This window comes from Brevundimonas sp. GW821-FHT12E07, from assembly GCF_058807035.1.
Window position 1 is genome coordinate 1,118,540 of the sequence record NZ_JBXAQH010000001.1, and the last position, 19,316, is coordinate 1,137,855.

The window sequence follows — 19,316 nt, forward strand, 5'->3', positions numbered from 1 at the left end:
GGGACGAAGATGAGCGACGTGCTGACCCTGCGCGCCAATGTGCAGGACTATCCTCAAACCCGGGCGCTCAAGGACGGGCGGGTCACGTCCGACATCGTGCGGCTGGACTTCCAGGGACCCGAGCTGGCGCAGAACGGCTTCAAGGACATGCTGCGCCGGGGCGCCTATGACGCCGGCGAGCTGGCGATCGTCACCTACCTCCAGGCCAAATGCTACGGAAAGCCTTTTGTGGCCCTGCCTGCGCCGATCTCGGGCCGGTTCCAGCACCACTGCGCCGGCTTCAACAAGGAGCTGGGCTGGCTCGATCCCAGGGACATCGAGGGCAAGCAGGTCGGGGTGCGCACCTATGCCCAGACGACCGGCCTTTGGGTGCGCGGCATCCTGCAGCACGAGTGCGGCGTCGATCTGGACAAGGTGACCTGGATGACGGTCGGCGACGGCCACCTCGAGGAATACACCGATCCGGCCAACTGCGTTCGCCTTCCCAAGGGTTCGGATATCGGCCAGATGATGCTGGACGGCGAGCTCGCCGCCACCCTGCAGGGGGTCGACCTGCCCAAGGATCCGCGCGTGCAACGGCTGGTGCCCGATCCGTTCGAAGCGGCCAAGCGCTGGTACGCGCGCGAGCAGGTCGTGCCGATCAACCACATGTTCGTGGTGCACGAGGACATCTCGAGGAACCGGCCCGATGTGGTGCGCGAGCTCTATCGCATGATCACCGAAAGCCGCGACCTGACCGAGGGCGGCCTGCCCGATCCCTTCCCGCCGATGGGGCTGGAGGCCAACCGCAAGGGGCTGCAACTGGCCATCGACTGGGCCTTCGAACAGAAGATCATCCCGCGCAAACTCAGCGTGGACGAGCTGTTCGACGACACCACTGCGGCCCTGGGGTGACGGCTCAGGTCGTCCCCTCCGAACCGACCGCGCCCAGAGCTCCTCCGGGGTCTCCGCTGGGCTACCGTCAGTTTCGCGAGCTGTGGACGGCCAACGCCGCCTCCAATCTCGGCAGTCAGATCCAGGTCGTCGGCGCGGCCTGGCTGATGGCCAGCCTGACCCATTCGCCCCAGATCATCGCCCTGGTCCAGACGGCGATCAGCCTGCCGACGGTGCTGTTCATCCTCGCGGGCGGGGCCCTGGCCGACAACTACGACCGGCGGACGATCATGCTGACGTCCCAGATCGCCATGCTCGTCACGGCGGTGCTGCTGGCCGGGCTGACGCTGGCGCATCTGATCGCCCCCTGGTCATTGCTGGCCCTGACCTTCGTCATCTCCATGTTCGGCTCGCTGAACAATCCGTGCTGGCAGGCCTCGGTGCGCGACATCCTGCCCCGCGACATGATCAGCCGGGCCGTGGCGCTCAACAGCATGAGCATCAACCTGGCCCGCACCGTCGGCCCGGCGCTCGGCGGCGCCCTGGTCGTCGCGGCCGGGGTGGCGACAGCCTTCGTCGCCAATGCCATCAGCTTCGTCGCCTTCATCGTCGCCCTGGTCCGCTGGACCCCGATCCGCCATCCGCGCACCGCCCCGCGCGAGAAAATCCTGCCCGCCATGGCCGCCGGGGTCCGCTACGCCGTCCACGCCCCGAACGTCAGGAACGCCGTGGTGCGCGGCGGCCTGTCCGGGCTCTCGGCCAGCGCCGTCTTCGCCCTGCTGCCCGTCGTGGCGCGTCAGCAGATGCACGGCAACGCCATGCTCTACGGCCTGCTGCTCGCCGCCTTCGGAGGCGGGGCCATCGTCAGCGCCTGGATCGGCGGCCGCCTGCGCGCCCGTCTGGCCCCGGACCAGATCGTCCTCGTCGCCGTGGTCTGTCTGGCCAGTGGTCTGGCCATCCTCGGCCTCGCCCCTCATCCGGTTCTGGCGGGTCTGGGCGCGGCCCTGTGCGGCTCCGGCTGGGTCCTGGCCCATTCGACATACAACACCACCGTCCAGCTCTCGGCGCCCGCCTGGGTCACCGCCCGGTCGCTGGCGCTTTATCAGACCGCGACCTTCGCCGGGATGGCGGTCGGCAGCGGCCTGTTCGGCTGGGTCGCCGAGCATTTCGGCGTCTCCATGGCGCTGCTGTCGGCGGGCGGCGCCCAGGCCGTCGCGGGCGTGATCGGCGTCTTCCTGCCCCTGCCGCGCTTCGAGGATCTGCGGGTCGAGCCGCTCGGCCGCTGGAAGGCACCGTCCACCCAGATCGATATCGACGCCGACGACGGCCCGGTTCAGGTCCAGCTCGAATACCGCCCCGACCCGGAGCGGATCGCCGACTTCCTCGCCGCCATGACCGTGCGCCAGCGCATCCGCAGCCGCGACGGCGCCCGCGACTGGATGCTGTGGCAGGACCTCGGCGACGCCGGCCGCTGGATCGAGAGCTACCGTGTCGCCACCTGGGCCGACTATCTGCGCCACAACCAGCGCCGCACCGTCGCCGACCGCGACAACTCCGACCTGCTGCGCCAGCTCAACCCCGAGGGCGCCGGGCCGGTCATCACCCGCTGGGTCGGACGCCGCCGCGCCTCGGGCCCGGCCCTGACCCGACCGGCCGAACAGGGAGACCTCCTGCCATGATCCAACGCCGCACCCTGATCGTCGCCGCCGTTGCAGCGGCCGCCACGCCCGCGACCGTCCTCGCGGCGGCGCGCACCGACCTCGTCTACATCGGCATGCAGGGCGACACGGTCCACGCCGCCCGCTTCGATCCCCGCTCGGGCGAGCTGACCGCCATCGGTCCCGTCGCCCAGGGCCTGCGCCCGACCTGGGCGGTGCGCCACCCGCGCCTGCCGGTGGTCTGGTTCACCGATGAGGCGGGCAATGACGGCGCCAGCCAGGGCGGGGTGGTCGCCTTCCGCGTCGAGCCGGCGTCGGGCGCCCTGACCCGCCTCGGCGACGTGCGGGCGGGGGGAGGGGGCACGACCCATCTGGCCTTCGACCGCCGCTCCTCGACACTGATCACCGCCAACTATGGCGGCGCCTCCTCAGCCAGCATCCCGGTCGGCGCTGATGGCGTCCCCGGCGCCCCGACCTCGGTCCTGCACATGACCGGCTCGGGCCCGCACCGCCGTCAGGCCGCGCCCCATCCGCACGGCGGCTGGATCGATCCCTCAGGCCGCTTCGCCCTGATGGCAGACCTCGGCGCCGACCGCGTCTGGATCCTGCCCTTCGACAGCGCCGCGCAGAAATACGCCGTCGCCGATCCCGCCGCCAACGCCCCCTATATCGCCCCGCCCGGCAGTGGCCCGCGTCACCTCGCCGCCCATCCGGACGGCCGGACCCTCTGGCTGATCTGCGAGCTGACGGCCGAGATCCACACCCTCGGCTGGGACGCCCGCGCCGGGGTTCTGACCCATCGCCAGACCGTCTCCCTGAACAGCCCGGGCTTCACCGGCGCCGGCAGCGGGGCCGAGATCGCCGTCAGCCGCGACGGCCGCTTCGTCTATGCCTCGAACCGGGGCGAGAACAGTCTGGTGGTCTTCGCCGTCGACCGCCGCGCAAAGACTTTGACCCAGATCCAGTCCCTGCCGTCCGGCGGCGACAAGCCCTGGCATTTCGCGATCCATCCGAACGGGCGCTGGCTGCTGGTCGCCAACCGCGACGCCAATGCGATCCGGGTCTTCGCTGTCGATCCTCGTTCGGGCCGCCTGACCGACACGGGCCGCGCCCTGGCCTCTCCGACCCCGGTGCACGTCCACATCTTCTGACGTGTCCGCACGCTTGCGGACACGAAACCAATGTTCGCGCGCCCGAATTGAATAGACCCCTCCGATTTCAGCCTTGGCATAGTCCAGTCCAAGGAGCGGCCAAAGCCGCCGAGGAAACGCACGGGGGAAACATCAAGTCTTTGATGGCGATTACCTGTGCCTAACGGGAAGGCCATCAGGTGAAGACCCAGTCCAGAATTCTCGCGTTGCTCGCCGGCGTCGGCCTTGCCGCCCTCGGAAGTTCCGCCTTTGCGCAAACCGCCCCGGCCCAAGACCCGATCCCGGCGGATGACGCCTCCGACGTCGGCGACGTCGTGGTCACCGGTTCGCGCGTCATCAGGAACGGCGACGCCAGCCCGTCGCCCGTCACCGTGGTCTCGACCGAGGAGGCCCTGCGGGTCCAGCCCGGCACCCTGGCCGACGCCCTCGCCATCCTGCCGGTCTTCGCAGGCAACCGCGGCTCGGGCTCCAACCCGACCTCGACCGGCAGCGTCGGCGCCGGCAATGCGGGCGCCAACTCCCTGAACCTCAGGAACGTCGGAGCCAACCGGACCCTGGTCCTGCTCGACGGCCTGCGGGTGCCGCCGACCCTGCTGAACGGCGTCGTCGACGTCGACGTCATCCCCCAGGCCCTGGTCCAGCGCGTCGACACCGTCACCGGCGGCGTCTCCGCTGTCTATGGCTCGGACGCCATCAGCGGCGTGGTCAACTACGTCATCGACAAGAATTTCAACGGCCTGCGCGCCACGGTCAGCACCGGCCTTTCGGGGCAGGGCGATGCGGCCAAGCAGAACCTCTCCATCGCCGGCGGGACCCGCCTTCTGGACGGCCGCGCCCATGTCGAGGGCAGCTATGAGTACCGCGACGACGAGGGCATCCCCTATCGTTCCGACCGCGACTTCATGGACCTGTGGGGCGTTGCCGGCGCCGGGACCACGGCCAACCCCTATGTCCTCTACAGCGACGTGCGCCAGGCGACCTTCCCGTTCGGCGGCCTGATCACCAGCGGCGTCCTGACCGGCCAGACCTTCGCGACCGACGGCGTCCTTCGCCCCATCGTCCACGGGACCGCGACCGGCTCGGCCGCGCTCGAGGTCGGCGGCGACGGCGGCTACTATGACTCGTCGCTCCTCGCAGCCCTGGAGTCGCAGCAGATCTTCGGCCGCTTCGACTATGACATCACCGACCACATCCACGCCTACGCCCAGGTCAGCGGTAACCTGAAGACCAACACCAATGCCTCCGACTACGTTCGCCTGACGAACGTGACGATGAGCTCCAGCAACCCGTTCCTGGCCCAGACCTATCGCACCCAGCTGGCCACCGCGCTCCAGCCGACGTTCCGCCTCAGCGAGCTGCTGCGCGCGCGCCGGCTCGAGGCGGTCAGCGATTCCGATCAGTGGATCTATATGGGCGGGCTGAACGGCGATTTCGGCGACGGCTGGAAATGGAGCCTCGACCTGGTCCACGGGACCACGGACATGGACACGACGCTGAACAACAACGTCAACAACCAGCGGCTCGCGGCGGCGCTGGACGCGGTTCAGAACGGTTCGACCATCTCCTGTTCGGTCACCGTCACCAATCCGACCCTGGCCAACGGCTGCGTGCCGCTGAACGTCTTCGGGCCCACCGCCGCCAGCGCCGAGGCCCTGGCCTGGGTGCTGCAGTCGACCCACTATTCGGCCCAGACGGTGATGGACTCGGCCTCGGCCCACATCGACGGCTCGCCGTTCAGCACCTGGGCCGGTCCGGTCGCGGTCGCCGTCTCGGCCGAGTGGCGCAAGCTCAGCTTCTCCTCGGTCAGCGACGCCCTGCCCAGCGCCGTCGTCGACTGCACCGGCATCCGCTACAACTGCACCGCCGGCGGCGCCCTGTGGGCCAACACCTACGCCTCCAGCCCCGAGGTCAGCCAGACGGTGAAGGAGGTCGCCTTCGAGTTCGACGCGCCCCTGGTCGTCGACGCCCCCTTCATGCAGGCGTTCAGCCTGAACGGCGCGGCCCGCTTCACCAGCTACGACACCTCCGGCGACTACTGGACCTGGAAGATCGGGGCTGACTGGCGGATCAACGACGCCTTCCGCCTGCGCGCCACCCGCTCGCGCGATATCCGGGCGCCTACCCTGTACGAGCTGTTCGCCCCGGTGAACTCCGTGCCGGTGACGACCCAGGACCTCCTGACCGGCGCCAGCCCGACCGTGCCCTCGACCGACCTGTCCAACCCGAACCTGACGGCCGAGATCGGCGACACCTCGACGGCGGGCTTCATCTGGAAGCCGATGGACGGGCTCAGCATCGCGCTCGACGGCTATCACATCACCATCTCGGACGCGGTGACCCAGATCAACGGCGCCACGGCGGCCTATCAGCGGGCCTGCTACGACAGCGGCGGCACGTCGGAGTTCTGCGCCCTGCAGGTCCGACCGACCAACTACACCTCGACCGCGGCCTCCAACGCCGTGACCCGCTGGTACACCAAATACATGAACATCGCCGAGGTCGAGACCTACGGCGCCGACCTCGAGGTCAACTACGCCGCGACCCTGTTCGACCGTCCGGCCGCCTTCCGCTTCCTCGCCGCCTACCAGCCGCATGTGACCTATGCCCAGCCCGGCGTCGTGACGACCGATCAGGGCGGGGTGGCCTTCGGGCCGCTCGGCGCCGCCGCCGGTCCGGACCTGCGCCTGACCGCCCTGCTGCGCTTCCAGCCGGTCGAGAACCTGACCGTCGATCTGATGCAGCGCTGGCGCGACACGATGAAGCTGGGCGGCGATCCCTCCCAGGTCTGGGCCGGCAACCGCCTCGACGCCTTCGCCACCACCAACATCAACCTGTCCTGGCAGGCCGAGACGCCGGTGGGCTCGACCGAGGTCTTCCTCAACGTCTCCAACCTGTTCGACGCCGAGGCGCCCGGCGGGGCCTATGCCCTGAACGGCACCCGGGCGGGCCTGCGCGACGGCTATGCGATGGGTGACGACGTGCTGGGCCGCTACTTCACCCTGGGTGTGCGCTTCAAGCTCTGAAATCGCCAGTTGCGCCATGGGCTTTCGGCCCCGCATCCCGTCCGGGGTGCGGGGCCGAACCTTGCTTCCTTGTAATGTGACCATGGTTTGACGCGCGCCGTTTGGGCGGCAATGATCGTGCTCCCCGAACCGGTCAGGTCCGGGGCGAGGACATCATTCATCCCCAGATCGTGACCCGCGACAAAGCGGGCGGAGGCGAGCCATGCATAGACGCGACTTCCTGTCTCTCGGCTCTATCGCCGCCGGGGGGCTGATCATTCCGTCCCTGTTCGGCGGTCAGGCCATCGCCGCCGAGGAGCTGGTCTCCACCCTCGACGTCGCGGTCAAGAAGACCCTCGCCGACGCCGCCATGAACGCGGCCAAGGCCGCCGGCGCCACCTACTGCGACGTCCGCATCGGCCGCTATCTGCGCCAGTTCGTGATCACCCGCGAAGCCAACGTCCAGAACATCGTCAACACCGAGTCGACCGGCGCCGGCGTCCGCGTCATCGCCGACGGGGCCTGGGGCTTCGCCGCCACCAACAGTCTGACGGCCGATTCCATCGCCAAGGCCGCGCGCCAGGCGGTGGCCATCGCCAAGGCCAACGCCCCGACCCTGACCGAGCGGGTCCAGCTGGCCCCGACGCCCGGCGTCGGCGAGGTCTCCTGGCGCACCCCCATCGTCAAGAACGCCATGGAAGTGCCGATCAAGGAGAAGGTCGACCTTCTGCTCAGCACCAACGCCGCGGCCATGGGCGCCGGCGCCGACTTCTTCCAGTCCATGCTCTTCCTGGTGAACGAGCAGAAGTATTTCGCCTCGACCGACGGCTCCTACATCGACCAGGACGTGCACCGCATCTGGTGCCCCATGTCGGCGACGGCCATCGACAAGACGTCCGGCAAGTTCCGCAGCCGCGACGGCCTCTCGGCCCCGATGGGTCTGGGCTACGAATATCTGGACGGCGCCGACTCCGGCAAAACCGTTCTGCCCAACGGCGTCACCGTCTATGGCCAGTCCTACGACATGCACGCCGACGCCATCGCGGCCGCCCAGCAGGCCCGGGCCAAGCTGACGGCCCCTTCGGTCAAGGCGGGCAAGTACGACCTGGTCCTCGACCCGTCCCACACCTGGCTGACTATCCACGAGTCGGTCGGCCACCCGCTCGAGCTCGACCGCGTCCTCGGCTACGAGGCCAACTACGCGGGCACCAGCTTCGCCACGATGGACAAGAAGGCCGAGCACTTCCAGTACGGCAGCGACAAGGTCAACATCGTCGCTGACAAGCTCCAGCCGGGCAGCCTCGGCTACGTCGGCTATGACGACGAGGGCGTGAAGACCAAGAAGTGGGACCTGATCCGCGACGGCAAGCTGGTCGGCTATCAGGCCATCCGCGACCAGGCCCATATCGAGGGCAAGACCGAATCCGACGGTTGCTGCTATGCCGACAGCTGGTCCAACGTCCAGTTCCAGCGCATGGCCAACGTCTCGCTGGAAGCCGGCAAGGAGAAGATGAGCGTCGCGGACATGATCTCCAACGTCGAGGACGGCATCTACATCATCGGCGACGGCTCCTTCTCCATCGACCAGCAGCGCTACAACGCCCAGTTCGGCGGCGAGCTCTTCTACGAGATCAAGAACGGCCAGATCACCCACCAGATCGAGGACGTCGCCTACCAGATCCGCACGCCGGAGTTCTGGAACGCCTGCGCCGGCGTCTGCGACGCCAGCGACTACCGCCTCGGCGGTTCGTTCTTCGACGGCAAGGGCCAGCCCGCCCAGGTTTCCGCCGTGTCGCACGGGTCCTCGACCGCGCGCTTCAACGGCATCAACGTCATCAACACCGCCCGTTCGCTCGGCTGATCGCGCACCAAGGAGACTGACAGATGAGCATTCTTCCAGAGGCGGAAGCCAAGGCAATCCTCACCAAGGTCGTGGCCCTGTCCACGGCCGACGAGTGCACGGCCCAGCTGGCCGGCTCGACGCGCGGCAACGTCCGCTTCGCCCTCAACAACGTCTCGACCAGCGGCATCGTCGACAACGTCGAACTGTCGGTCCAGGTGGCCTTCGGCAAGCGCACCGGCGTCGCCACCATCAACCAGTTCGATGACGCCTCGCTGGAGCGCGTGGTCAAACGGGCCGAGGAGCTGGCCAAGCTGGCGCCCGAGAACCCCGAGTTCATGCCGGCGGTCGACAAACAGACCTTCGTTCCCACCCCGACCTTCAGCGCGTCGACCGCGGCCATCACCCCCGAGTACCGGGCCAAGGTGGCGGCCGACTCGATCGGGCCGTGCAAGTCCGAAAACCTGATCGCCGCGGGCTATCTGGAAGACACGACCGGCTTCGTGGCCTTCCTGAACTCCAAGGGCAACTACGGCTATCAGACTGCGACGACGTCGGACTACACCTGCACCGTCCGCACCGCTGACGGCCGCGGCTCGGGCTGGGTCGGCGACAACGTCCAGGACGTCGCTGCGTTCAAGGCCGGCGACGATGTGCGCATCGCCATGCGCAAGGCGGCCGCCTCCGCCGACGCCCAGGCGCTCGAGCCCGGCAAATACACCGTCATCCTGGAGCCCGCCGCGGCCGCCGGCCTGATCGGCTTCATGATGAACTTCTTCGACGCCCGTTCGGCGGACGAGGGCCGCAGCTTCCTGTCCAAGGCGGGCGGCGGCAACAAGACCGGCGAACAGGTCTATGGGCCCGAGGTCAACTTCTTCACCGACCCGTCCTACCCCAACGCCGCCGTCTATCCGTGGGATGACGAGGGCATGGCGCGCGAGCGCATGCAGATCGTCGAGAACGGCAAGATCTCGAACCTGAACTACTCGCGCTACTGGGCCCAGAAGCAGGGCAAGACGGCGCTGGCCGGTCCGGGCAACCTGATCATGACCGGCGGCGACAAGTCGACGGCCGATCTGGTCCGCACCACCCAGCGCGGCATCCTGGTCACCCGCACCTGGTACATCCGCATGGTCGACCCGCAGACCGTGCTGCTGACCGGCCTGACCCGCGACGGCACGTTCTACATCGAGGACGGCCAGATCAAGCACCCGATCAAGAACTTCCGCTTCAATGAATCGCCGGTGATCATGCTCAACAACGTCGAGGAGCTGGGCCGCCCGGTGCGCGTCTCGGCCGACGAGGGCGGCAATGTCATGTACCTGCCGCCGATGAAGCTGCGCGACTTCACCTTCACCTCGCTTTCGGACGCCGTCTGATGGCGACAGCCCGGTTGGAGGCCCATCAAAGGGCATGAACCGGGCGCAGTTTCTCCGGTTGGGGGCAGGGGGGCTGGCCGGGCTCGCCCTGTCCGCCCTTCCGCGTTTCGCCGCCGCGTCTTCGGCCGGCAGCTACGATTTCTGGTTCACGCGGCTGCGCTACGACTCGGGCGACTGGGACGTGGACCAGCGCATGCCGTCCAACCTGATCACCTCCCTGATCGACTACACCACCCTGCGCGTCGACCCGACCGAGCGGGTCATTCCCCTGTCCGACCCGCGCATGCTGACCGCCCCCTTCTGCTATCTGGCCGGGCACAAGCTGGTGGAGTTCTCCCAGGCGGAGCGGCAGAATTTCGAGCGCTATGTCCGCAACGGCGGCTTCGTCTTCGTCGACGATTGCAACCACGATATCGACGGCCTGTTCGCCCGCTCGTTCGAGGCCCAGATGCGCGCCATCTTCGGCCCGGCCGCGCTCAAGGTCCTGCCCAAGACCCATCCCATCTACCGCAGCTTCTTCACCTTCGAGGACGGCCCGCCCAATACGGGGCTCGAGCTCAACGGCTGGGGCGACGACCTCGTCCACGACTACCTCAAGGGCATCGAGATCAATGGCCGCCTCGGCGTCCTCTATTCCAACAAGGACTACGGCTGCGAGTGGGACTACGACTGGCGCAACAAGCGCTTCCTCGCCGTCGACAACACCCGCTTCGGCGTCAACATCGTGATGTACGCCCTCAGTTCCTGACTACCGTTTTCCTTCTCCAGTTTGCTTCAGCCCCTCCCCGGGACCCGCCATGACCGACACCCTCTCCGAAGCCGACATCAAGGCGCAGCTCGCGCGTCTGGGTGATCTCCGCACCGCCATCGCCCAGGCCATCGTCGGCCAGCAGGACGTCGTCGAACAGCTGTTGATCGGCCTGCTCGCCGGCGGCCACTGCCTGCTGGAGGGCGTGCCGGGCCTTGGCAAGACCCTGCTCGTCCGCTCGCTCGGCGAGGCGCTCAAGCTGGAGTTCCGCCGCGTCCAGTTCACTCCGGACCTGATGCCCAGCGACATCCTCGGCACCGAACTGCTGGAAGAGGATCACGGCACCGGCCACCGCAGCTTCCGCTTCCAGCCCGGTCCGGTCTTCACCAACCTGCTGCTCGCCGACGAGCTGAACCGCACCCCGCCCAAGACCCAGGCGGCCCTGCTGGAGGCCATGCAGGAAAAGACCGTCAGCTACGGCGGCGTGACCCACGTCCTGCCCAAGCCCTTCTTCGTCCTGGCCACCCAGAACCCGCTGGAGCAGGCCGGCACCTATCCGCTGCCGGAGGCCCAGCTCGACCGCTTCCTGCTGCACATCCGCGTCGAATATCCGACCGAGCAGGAAGAGCGCGACATCCTCGCCCAGACGACCGGGGCGAAGACCGGCGCCGTCCCCGCCGTGATGAAGGGCGAAGAGGTCCTGGCGCTCCAGGCCTTGGTCCGCGAGGTGCATTTCTCCGACGCCCTGCTCAGCTGGGTCACCCGCATTGTTCGCGCCAGCCGCCCGGGCGAGGGCGCGCCGGAAGAGGTCCGCAAATACGTCAAATGGGGCGCCGGTCCGCGCGCCGGCCAGTCGCTGATCCTCGCCGCCAAGGCTCGCGCCCTGCTGCAGGGCCGTCTCGCCGCCACGCGTGAGGACATCGTCGCCCTGTCGGCCCCGGTCATGCGCCACCGCCTGCTGCTGTCCTTCGCCGCCGAGGCCGAGGGCCGCAGCGCCGACGACGTGGTCGCCGCCCTCGTCCGCGCCGTTCCCATGCCCGCCTGATCCAAAGGCTGCCCCCGCGTGACCGACCTCATTCCTCCAGACGTGCGGAGCCGGCTCAAAGCCTTGCGCCTGATCACGCGTCGGGCGGTGGGGTCGCACGGCCTCGGCCTGCACCAGAGCCACAGCCGCGGCGCGGGCCTCGAGTTCGCCCAGTACCGGGCCTATGAGCGCGGCGACGAACTGCGCCAGATCGACTGGAAGCTCTACGCCCGCTCCGACAAATTCTTCGTGCGCGAGGCCGAGCGCGAGAGCCCTGTCGCCGTCTGGATCCTGATGGACGCCTCCGCCTCCATGGGGCAGACGGAAGGCGGAACCAGCCGCTTCGACGCCGCCAGATCCCTGACCGCCTCCCTCGCCGAACTGGCGATGCAGCAGGGCGACCGCTTCGGCTGGATGGCGCTCAGCGATCAGGGTCTGCGCCTGCTGCCGCCCGCCACGGGCCTGCGCCAGCGCGACCGCCTGACCCTTGAACTCCTGCCGCTCAAGCCCGCCGGCGGCTTCGCCCGCGAGGACCAGTTGAGCCCGGTCTGGGAGCGGGTCGGGGCCCAGGATCTGGTCGTCCTCCTCAGCGACTGTTTCGACCCCGGCGTCGTCGATCTGGCCGAGACCCTCGCCGCCGCCGGGCGCGAGGTTCTGGTCGTCGAGATGCTGACCGTCGGCGAGAAGGATTTCGCCTTCACCGGCGGCTACCGCTTCCGCGATCCGGAGACGGGCGAGGAACTGCTTGGCGATGCGCCCGCCCTGCGCGCCGAGTTCCTGCGCCGCTTCGGAGAGGCCCGCGCGGAACTGCACGCCCGTCTCGACGCCGTCGGCATCCGCCGCGCCGAACATGTGCTGGGCCAGCCCGTCGACCTGCCGCTGCGCCGCCTGTTCGGCGCCCATGACGCGGCCGAATACTCATGACGCCCGCGCTGCTCCTGCCGCTGGGTCTGGCCGCGCTCGCCGCCCTGATCGTCCCGCTGGTCATCCACATCGCCCGGCGCAGCGAGCAGCTACCCACCGACTTCGCCGCCCTGCGCTGGCTGAGGCAGAAGCCGCGCCCGCGCTCGCGCCTGCGCTTCGACGAATGGCCGCTGCTGATCCTGCGCCTGATCCTTCTGGCCCTCGTCGCCCTCTGGTTCGCCCGTCCGGTCCTGTTCGGCGCCGGCGACAAGACGGCCTACGTCGCCGTCGTCCCGGGCGCGGACGTCGCCCAGGCCCGGACGGTCGTCGGCGAGGGCAGGGGCCACTGGCTCGCCCCCGGCTTCCCCGACCTCAAGACCCCGCGCCCCGCAGCCGCCGCGCCCGTCGCCGGCCTGATCCGCCAGCTCGACGCCCAGCTCCCGCCCGGCGCCCCCCTGACCGTGGTCGTCCCGCAGGTGCTTCAGGGCGCTGACGCCGAACGCCCCCGCCTCTCCCGCCCCGTCACCTGGCGCGTCGTCTCCGGCAGCATGGCCGCCCGTCCGGCCGCGCCCGTCGCCGTCCCACCCCTGTCGATCCGCACCGACGCAGGACACGCCGCTGGCGCCCGCTACCTCCAGGCCGCCGCCCTGTCCTGGCAGCCCGCTGGTCGCCCCGCCGACGCCGAGACCGCCGCCCTCGACGCCGCTCTCCCGGACGCCAAACGCACCCTGATCCGCCTCGGCGCCGGAACCTTGCCGCCCGCCGTCGTCCAGTGGGTCGAAGCCGGTGGAACGGCCCTCGTGTCGTCCGATGCCGTCGTTCCTGAAGGCCCCCGCGCAACCGTCTGGCGTGACGCCCTCGACCGCCCCCTGATCGAGGCGCAAGCCCTCGGCGCCGGCCGCCTGCTGCGCTTCACCCGCCCCCTGACGCCCTCCGAGACCCCCGAACTGCTTCAGGCCGAGTTCCCCGTCCATCTGAAGGCGGCGCTCACCGGCCCGGCGACGCAGCCTGCCCGCGTCATGGCCGCCGACTACGCCCCCCTGACCGGCGGCCGCGCCTTCGATCCGGCTCCCCTCGATCTCAAGCCCTGGCTCGCCGTCCTGATCGGTCTGCTGCTGCTCGGCGAGCGCTGGCTGGCCACGCGCCGTTCACGCGGAGCCATCCCGTGAGCCCTGCAAGCCTGATCTCCACCTGGACCGCCCCCGCCCGCCGCCGCGGCCTGTTCAACGACCTGCTGCTGGCCGCGCCCGTCGCCCTCCTGATCGCCGCCCTCGGCTGGGCGTTCGCAGGCTCAACCGCAGGCCTCGTCCTCCTCGCCCTCGGCGCGGCCGTCATCGCCGTCCTCGCCCTGCGCCGCGCCACACGGTTCGACCGGCTGTGGCTGACGCATCGCCTCGACGGCGTCCGGCCGGACATGGAGGACAGCGCCGAACTCCTCTTCGCCGACCCTTCCGGTCTCGGCGTCCTGCAACGCCTCCAGCGCGCCCGCCTGCTGGAGCGTCTGAACACCGGCTCGCCCAAAGCCCTCGTCGCCGACTGGTCGCGCCGGCCTATCCTGATCCTCTGGGCCGTCGCCCTGATCGCCGTCGTCGGGGTCGCCGTCTGGCCGCGCGGCGCCGACAAACCCGTCACCCTCTCCCCCGCCGCCGAGGGGCCCGTCGCGCCCGGCGTCCCCGCTCTGGTCGGCCAGAACCTGCGCATCTATCCGCCCGCCTACACCGGCTTGCCGATGCGCGATGAGGCCAAGCTCGACGCCCGCGCCCCGCAGGGCTCCCGCCTCGAATGGACGCTGAAGTTCGACCCGCAAGCCGAGGTCCCGGCCATGGTCATGCTGGGCGGCGCCCCGCTTTCCCTGACGCGTTCGGGCGACAACTGGGTGGCCAGCCGCACGCTGGAGACCTCCTTCCTCTACCGGGTCGATCCCGCGCCCGGTAGGACACAGACCCCGCCGCTCCACCGCATCGACGCCGTCGCCGACACGCCGCCCTCGGTGAAGGTCCTGTCCCCGACCGGGAGCCTGACCCTCGTCACCGCCGGCCAGCGCGGCTGGAGCCCGGTCTTCGCCGTGACCGATGACTACGGCGTCGCTCCCACCGCCCGCCTGCGCATCACCCTGGCCATCGGCGAGGGTGAGAACGTCACCTTCTCGGAGCGGGAGATCGCGCTCGCCGGTTCCGGCCCCGCCCGCGACCGTCGCTTCTCGCCGCGCCTCGACTTCGCCGCCCTCGGCTTCGGCCCGGGCAGCGACATGGTCGTCCAGCTGATCGTCTCGGACCAGCGCGCCCCGGGTCCCCAGGTCGTGCGCGGCCCCAGCTTGATCCTGCGCTGGCCCTCGCCGAAGAAGGCGGAGAGCACAGGGCTGGAGGGCATGGTCAACACCACCCTCCCGGCCTATTTCCGCAGCCAGCGTCAGATCATCATCGATGCCGAGGGGCTTCTGCGCCAGCGCCGCCGCCTGTCGGACGATTCCTGGCTCGAGCGTTCCACCGTCATCGGCAACGACCAGCAGATCCTGCGCGGCCGCTACTCTAAATTCCTCGGCGGCGAGGAGGAGGGCGAGCCCGAACTGCCCACCAGCGACGGCGCCGCGCATTCGGACGACGACGGCCACGACCACGGCGCCCCCGCCGGCCGCACCACGACCTTCGGCGGTCCCGAGGACGTGCTGGCCGAGTTCGGCCATCCTCACGACGACTCTCAGGCCTCCAGCCTCGATCCCCAGACCCGCGCCATCCTCAAACAGGCGGTCGACGAGATGTGGCTGTCCGAGCGGGAGCTGAAGCAGGGCCGTCCCGACCTCGCCCTGCCGCACGCCAACAAGGCGCTGGAGTTCATCAAGGAGGTCCAGCGCGCGACCCGCATCTACCTCAATCGCGTCGGTCCCGAACTGCCGCCCATCGACCCGGCGCGCCGCATGACCGGCAAACGAGAGGGTATCGAAGGCCGCGCTCTCGCCGTCGCCCCGGTCGAGACCGGCGACGGTCCCGCCGCCGACGCCTGGCGCGCCCTGGGTCAGGGTCCCGATGCCGTGCGCGGCCCCATCGCCCTCGATGCGCTGGAGCGCTGGATCAGCGCCAATGCCGGACGCCTGCCCGATCCGCTGTCGCTGTCGGGCGCGGTCGACGCCGTGCGCCGCGATCCCGCCTGCGCCGAGTGCCGCCAGCATCTGCGCACCCTGCTGTGGACCGCCATGGCCCGCCCGCCCGCCGGTCTCGACCGCCGCCGTCCCGCCGACGCCGCCGGCGCCCGCTACCTCAACGCCATCGGGGGAGGCGGCCAATGACTTCGATGCTGACCCCGAAGCTGATCCTCGCCCTGATCCTGACCGCCGCCGTCCTCGCGGCCTGGGTGCGGCTGGTCCTGTGGCGTCGCGGCGCCCCCGCGTCGCCGTTCTGGAGGTTTGCCCTTCTGTTGGGCCTCCAGCCGGTCTGGGCCGCGCTGCTGTTCCTCGGCCTCTTCCCGCCGGGTCTGCCGATCGCGGGCGGGACCCTGACGGTGCTGACCGCCAACGCCCCGCGCACCGCCGCCGCCTCGGGCGGCCAGATCGTCGCCTTGCCCGAAGCGACCGTCCCCGGCGTGGAGCGCGCGCCCGACCTCGGCACGGCCCTGCGCCAGTATCCCGACGTCCGCCGCATCCGCGTCCTCGGCGACGGCCTGACCGCGCGCGACCGCGATGCGGCCGGCGGCCTCGCCGTCGACTTCACCCCCTCGGCCCCGCGCCCGGGCCTGATCTCCCTGACCCCGCCCGCCCGCGTGGCTCCCGGCATGCGTTTCCAGACGGGCGGTCAGGTCGCGGGCCTGCCGGGCGCCGTCGTCGATCTGGTCGACCCCGCCGGCCGCGTCACCGACAGCCAGACCGCCGATGCCGAGGGGCGCTTCACCGTCTCCGGCACGGCCCGGGCGGCGGGCCTCGTCACCTTCGGCCTCCGCGTGAAGGACGCCGGCGGCAAGATCGTCGAACAGGCCGACGTCCCTGTCCGCATCGAGACCGATGCGAAGCCTCGCCTGCTGATCCTCGCCGGCGCTCCGGGGCCGGAGGTGAAGTATCTGCGCCGCTGGGCGACCGACGCGGGCTTCACCGTCAACACCCAGATGAGCGCGGGCGGCGGCATCCAGCTCGGCGATCCGGCCATCGCCCTGAACCCCGCGACCCTGCGCCAGTTCGACGTCGCCGTGATCGACGACCGCAGCTGGCCCGGCGCCCGGGCAGCCGTTCTGCCCGCCGTGCGCGACGGTTTGGGCCTCGTCCTGCGCACCGGCGGTCCGCTCGATGGTTCGACCCGTGCCTCCTGGCGGTCGCTGGGCTTCGCCCTCAATGGCCCCGACGCCCTCAGCCCCATCGCCCTGCCGCCCGCGACGGATGACGCCATCGCCCGCACGCGCTCCGGCATCGGCAGCGCCGACGCCCCCGCTGATGCCGAAATGGGCGAGCCGATCATCCCCGAACTCAGCCGTCTGACCGCTGTGCCCGGCGGCGACGCCGTGCCCCTGATCAAGGACGCGGGCGGCTCGCCCCTCTCGGTCTGGCGCGCGCTGGGCCTCGGCCGGGTCGCCGTCTTCACCGGGATCGACAGCTACGGCCTGACCCTGACCGGCCATACCGCCCTCTACGGCGACTGGTGGAGCGGCATGCTCGCCACCGTGGCCCGGCCCTCGCCGAGCGCTTCCGTCATCACGGGGCCCGCCTGGGCCGGTGACCGCCTGACACTGTGCGGCTTCTCCGCCAACGCCCGCGTCCAGAGCCCCGACGGCGCCGTCACGACCCTGATCCCCGATCCGGCGGCGGGCGGTTGCGCCGGCCTCTGGCCCGCGTCGTCGGGTTGGCATCTGCTGCGTACGACGGGGGTCAACAACGCCGAACTGGTCTCGCCGCTCTACGTCCAGCCCGCCGACCGCCTGCCGGGCGTCAAGGCCGCCCGCGACCGCGACGCCACAATGATGCTGGGCCGTACGCCCGCGTCCGCCTCGACGGGCGAGGGCCGCACCCAGCCCGGACCGGCCTGGCCCTGGCTGCTGGCGTGGTTGTTGGTGGGGGCGTGGTTGTGGTGGTTCGAACGCTCGAACCTCGGCCGCGCCGTCCCGAAGGCGACGCCCGCCGATGCCTAACCCAGCGACCGCGCGGTATTGATCACATTGATCCCGTTGAATCGGGTCGTCGCCGAGCCGTGGCTGACGGCCGAGACCTGGCTCGGCTGACCCTTGCCGTCGAAGAAGGAGCCGAACATCCGGTAGTCGCTCTCGTCGCAGGTCGCCGCGCACGACGCCCAGAACTCGGGCGTGCGCATCTGATAGGCGACGTCGGCGATCGGCCGGGTGATCGCCCCGTTCTTGATCTCATAGAAGAGCTGGCCGCCGAACTGGGCGTTGTAGCGCTGCTGGTCGATCGAATAGGAGCCGCGACCGAGGATGTAGATTCCGTCCTCGACGTTCGCGACCATGTCGGCGGCGCTCATCTTGATCTTGCCGGGCTGGAGCGAGACGTTCGGCATCCGCTGGAACTGCACCGTCGACCAGCTGTCGGCATAGGAGCAGCCGTCGGACGCCGTCTTGCCCAGCAGGTGGGCCTGATCCCGCGTCGCCTGATAGTCGACCAGGACGCCGTCCTTGATCAGGTCCCAGCGCTTGGCCGCCACGCCCTCGTCGTCGTAGCCGACGGCGCCCAGGCTGCCGGGCTGGAGCTTGTCGGCGACGATGTTGACGACCTCGCTGCCGTATCTGAACCCGGCGTCGCGCTTGTCGATCGTGGCGAAACTGGTGCCGGCATAGTTGGCCTCATAGCCCAGCACCCGGTCGAGCTCGAGCGGGTGGCCGACCGACTCGTGGATGGTCAGGCCCAGGTGGTTGGGGTCCAGCACCAGATCGTACTTGCCGGCCTTGACCGACTCGGCGGTCAGCTTCTCCCTGGCCTGGGCCGTCGCGGCGACCGCGTCCTCGCGCATGTCATAGGACTTGCCATAGGCGATCAGGCCGCCGGGCAGGGCCGTCTTGTCCTCGGCCTTGCCGTCCAGATATTCGTAGCCCAGCCCCATGGGCGACGAGAGCCCGTCGCGGGTGCGGAACTTGCCGCTGGTCTTGTCGACGGCGGTGACCGTGAACGGCGCCCAGATGCGGTGCACGTCCTGATCGATGTACGACCCGTCGGTCGAGGCGAAATACTTCTGCTCGTTCACCAGGAACATGCGCGAGGCGACGAAGCTGGCGCCCGCGCCCATGGCGGCCGAATTGACCCCCATCAGCAGTTCGATCTTCTCCTCGATCGGCACGGTCATGCCGTTGCGCGCGATCGGGGTGCGCCACGAGACCTCGCCGACGCCGGGCGTCGGGGCCAGCTGCACCGGGGCGGTCTGGCTGGTCGCATTGGCCTTGGCGATGGCTGTGGCCAGCTTCGCGGCATTGGCCACGGCCTCGGCGGTCAGCTCATTGGTGGCGGCGAAGCCCCAGGCGCCGTCGGCGATGACCCGCACCCCCACGCCCGAGCTCTCGGTATTGACGATGTTCTCGACATTGGCCTCGCGCGTCATGACGAACTGGCGCAGATATTTGCCGACCCGCACGTCGCAATAGGTCGCGCCCGCGGCCCTGGCGGTCGACATCGCCGCATCGGCCAGCCGCTTCTTGATCGCGACGTCCAGCGTATCGCCCAGCTCTTCGGCGGCGATCGCACGCCCCGCGAAGCCGGGCAGCAACAGGCCGCCGGCGCCGATGCCGCAGGCGGTCAGGAAGGCGCGTCTGTCCAAG

At 70.0% G+C, this 19,316-nt stretch carries 13 protein-coding genes; 12 read left to right on the top strand and 1 reads right to left on the bottom strand.

The genetic code is table 11. From position 1 onward, the window contains the following. The first annotated feature begins 9 nt into the window (after nt 1-9). The 12 genes from AC1ROD_RS05405 to AC1ROD_RS05460 all read left to right on the top strand — a co-directional run bounded on the left by AC1ROD_RS05405 (nt 10) and on the right by AC1ROD_RS05460 (nt 17,684). A complete protein-coding gene (locus AC1ROD_RS05405; RefSeq protein ID WP_492947225.1) occupies nt 10-894 on the top strand; it encodes a substrate-binding domain-containing protein in 885 nt (294 codons plus the stop codon). Next, nucleotides 891-2,552 (top strand): MFS transporter, encoded by a 1,662-nt coding sequence (locus tag AC1ROD_RS05410; protein WP_492947226.1) that lies wholly within the window; start codon nt 891-893, stop codon nt 2,550-2,552. The genes AC1ROD_RS05405 and AC1ROD_RS05410 overlap by 4 nt, the downstream gene beginning before the upstream one ends. Then, nucleotides 2,549-3,682, top strand: coding sequence for a lactonase family protein (locus AC1ROD_RS05415; RefSeq protein WP_492947227.1), 1,134 nt, complete (start codon nt 2,549-2,551; stop codon nt 3,680-3,682). The genes AC1ROD_RS05410 and AC1ROD_RS05415 overlap by 4 nt, the downstream gene beginning before the upstream one ends. A gap of 179 nt (nt 3,683-3,861) precedes the next feature. Next, the gene (locus AC1ROD_RS05420; RefSeq protein WP_492947228.1) at nt 3,862-6,705 is read left to right on the top strand and encodes a TonB-dependent receptor plug domain-containing protein; all 2,844 of its coding nucleotides are present in this window, start codon (nt 3,862-3,864) and stop codon (nt 6,703-6,705) included. A 202-nt stretch (nt 6,706-6,907) separates the two neighbouring features. Next, nucleotides 6,908-8,545, top strand: a complete 1,638-nt coding sequence (locus AC1ROD_RS05425; protein ID WP_492947229.1) for a TldD/PmbA family protein — start codon at nt 6,908-6,910, stop codon at nt 8,543-8,545. A 23-nt stretch (nt 8,546-8,568) separates the two neighbouring features. Next, the gene (locus tag AC1ROD_RS05430; protein ID WP_492947230.1) at nt 8,569-9,903 is read left to right on the top strand and encodes a TldD/PmbA family protein; all 1,335 of its coding nucleotides are present in this window, start codon (nt 8,569-8,571) and stop codon (nt 9,901-9,903) included. A gap of 34 nt (nt 9,904-9,937) precedes the next feature. After that, nucleotides 9,938-10,651, top strand: a complete 714-nt coding sequence (locus tag AC1ROD_RS05435; protein ID WP_492947231.1) for a DUF4159 domain-containing protein — start codon at nt 9,938-9,940, stop codon at nt 10,649-10,651. A gap of 49 nt (nt 10,652-10,700) precedes the next feature. Next, a complete protein-coding gene (locus AC1ROD_RS05440) occupies nt 10,701-11,696 on the top strand; it encodes an AAA family ATPase (RefSeq protein WP_492947232.1) in 996 nt (331 codons plus the stop codon). Nucleotides 11,697-11,759: 63 nt separating this feature from the next. Then, on the top strand, nt 11,760-12,599 hold the full coding sequence (locus tag AC1ROD_RS05445) for a DUF58 domain-containing protein (protein ID WP_492947233.1): 840 nt from the start codon (nt 11,760-11,762) through the stop codon (nt 12,597-12,599). Next, nucleotides 12,596-13,747, top strand: a complete 1,152-nt coding sequence (locus AC1ROD_RS05450) for a BatA domain-containing protein (protein ID WP_492947234.1) — start codon at nt 12,596-12,598, stop codon at nt 13,745-13,747. Before AC1ROD_RS05445 ends, AC1ROD_RS05450 begins: the two co-directional genes overlap by 4 nt. Beyond that, complete coding sequence (locus AC1ROD_RS05455; protein ID WP_492947235.1) at nt 13,744-15,861, top strand: DUF4175 family protein; 2,118 nt, start codon at nt 13,744-13,746, stop codon at nt 15,859-15,861. Before AC1ROD_RS05450 ends, AC1ROD_RS05455 begins: the two co-directional genes overlap by 4 nt. Further along, complete coding sequence (locus tag AC1ROD_RS05460) at nt 15,858-17,684, top strand: hypothetical protein (protein WP_492947236.1); 1,827 nt, start codon at nt 15,858-15,860, stop codon at nt 17,682-17,684. Before AC1ROD_RS05455 ends, AC1ROD_RS05460 begins: the two co-directional genes overlap by 4 nt. Here the strand turns inward: AC1ROD_RS05460 and AC1ROD_RS05465 are convergent. Further along, nucleotides 17,681-19,315, bottom strand: a complete 1,635-nt coding sequence (locus AC1ROD_RS05465) for a TldD/PmbA family protein (protein WP_492947237.1) — start codon at nt 19,313-19,315, stop codon at nt 17,681-17,683. The genes AC1ROD_RS05460 and AC1ROD_RS05465 overlap by 4 nt on opposite strands. Between the last annotated feature and the right edge of the window lies 1 nt (nt 19,316).

What these genes read in the sequence shown, in the direction of transcription:
- AC1ROD_RS05430 (WP_492947230.1), top strand. Translation starts at nt 8,569, where the DNA reads ATGAGCATTCTTCCAGAGGCGGAAGCCAAGGCAATCCTCACCAAGGTC.
- AC1ROD_RS05450 (WP_492947234.1), top strand. Translation starts at nt 12,596, where the DNA reads ATGACGCCCGCGCTGCTCCTGCCGCTGGGTCTGGCCGCGCTCGCCGCC.
- AC1ROD_RS05460 (WP_492947236.1), top strand. Translation starts at nt 15,858, where the DNA reads ATGACTTCGATGCTGACCCCGAAGCTGATCCTCGCCCTGATCCTGACC.
- AC1ROD_RS05405 (WP_492947225.1), top strand. Translation starts at nt 10, where the DNA reads ATGAGCGACGTGCTGACCCTGCGCGCCAATGTGCAGGACTATCCTCAA.
- AC1ROD_RS05425 (WP_492947229.1), top strand. Translation starts at nt 6,908, where the DNA reads ATGCATAGACGCGACTTCCTGTCTCTCGGCTCTATCGCCGCCGGGGGG.
- AC1ROD_RS05440 (WP_492947232.1), top strand. Translation starts at nt 10,701, where the DNA reads ATGACCGACACCCTCTCCGAAGCCGACATCAAGGCGCAGCTCGCGCGT.
- AC1ROD_RS05435 (WP_492947231.1), top strand. Translation starts at nt 9,938, where the DNA reads ATGAACCGGGCGCAGTTTCTCCGGTTGGGGGCAGGGGGGCTGGCCGGG.
- AC1ROD_RS05415 (WP_492947227.1), top strand. Translation starts at nt 2,549, where the DNA reads ATGATCCAACGCCGCACCCTGATCGTCGCCGCCGTTGCAGCGGCCGCC.